1 protein-coding gene is annotated in these 920 nt (G+C 71.6%); it reads left to right on the top strand.

From position 1 onward, the window contains the following. Window positions 1-74: 74 nt before the first annotated feature. A partial coding sequence (locus EHS43_RS45230; RefSeq protein WP_148104373.1) for a helix-turn-helix domain-containing protein occupies window positions 75-920 on the top strand: 846 nt, incomplete at its 3' end.

The following is a 920-nucleotide window of genomic DNA, read 5'->3' as shown; positions in this document are numbered from 1 at the left end:
GGGCCGACAGGTACCGCTTCGGGTAGGCAAGCTGGTACCACCCACGGCCGCCGACCGCGGGGGATCATGGCGGCATGGACGAGTTTGCGCAGCTGATCCGTGCGTGGCGCAGCAGGGTGCGGCCGGCGGACGTCGGTCTGGCCCCGGGCTTGAACCGGCGTACGCCCGGTCTGCGCCGTGAGGAGCTCGCGCTGACCGCCGGGGTCAGTGTCGACTACATCGTCCGCCTGGAGCAGGGCCGTGCCCGCAACCCCTCCGCTCAGCTGCTGACCTCGCTCGCCAGGGCGCTGCGGCTCAACGACGAGGAGCGCGAGCACCTGTTCCGGGTGGCGGGGGTGGCCCTGCCGTCGGCCGGGCACGTGCCCCGGCACATCACCCCGACCGCCCAGCGGATGGTGGACCGCTTCCGTAATCTCCCGGTCGCCGTCGCCATGCACACAGCCATCTACGAGGTGGTGTTGTGGAACCCGCTCTGGGCCGCGCTCTTCGGTGACCCGTCGAGCCAGACCCGCCTGGAGCGCAACGTCGCGTGGCGCTACTTCACCGACAGGGCGCACCCGGTGACGCACACCCCCGAGGACGAGGAGACCTACGCGCGGGACCTCGTCGGCCACCTCCGCAAGGCGGTGAGCCGCTACCCGGACGACCCCGACCTGTCCCAGCTGATCACACGACTGACCAGGGTCAGCCCGGAGTTCAGCCGGCGCTGGCGGGAGGGCACGGTCGGCGAGCTCCGCACCAGCCGCAAGACCCTGCACACCGCGCTGGCCGGCGACATCGTCGTGGACTGCGACACCCTCACCGGCGGCCCCGGCGACCAGACGATCGTGATCATGACAGCGGCCCCGGGATCCGAGGACGAACACAAGCTCGACCTGCTGCGCGTCATCGGGCTGCAGCAGCTGCACACCCCGCCGGCG

Source organism: Streptomyces sp. RP5T (assembly GCF_003933965.1).
Taxonomy (GTDB): domain Bacteria; phylum Actinomycetota; class Actinomycetes; order Streptomycetales; family Streptomycetaceae; genus Streptomyces.
The sequence above is the reverse complement of the archived record's forward strand: the minus strand, read 5'-3'. Positions and strand labels throughout refer to the sequence as shown.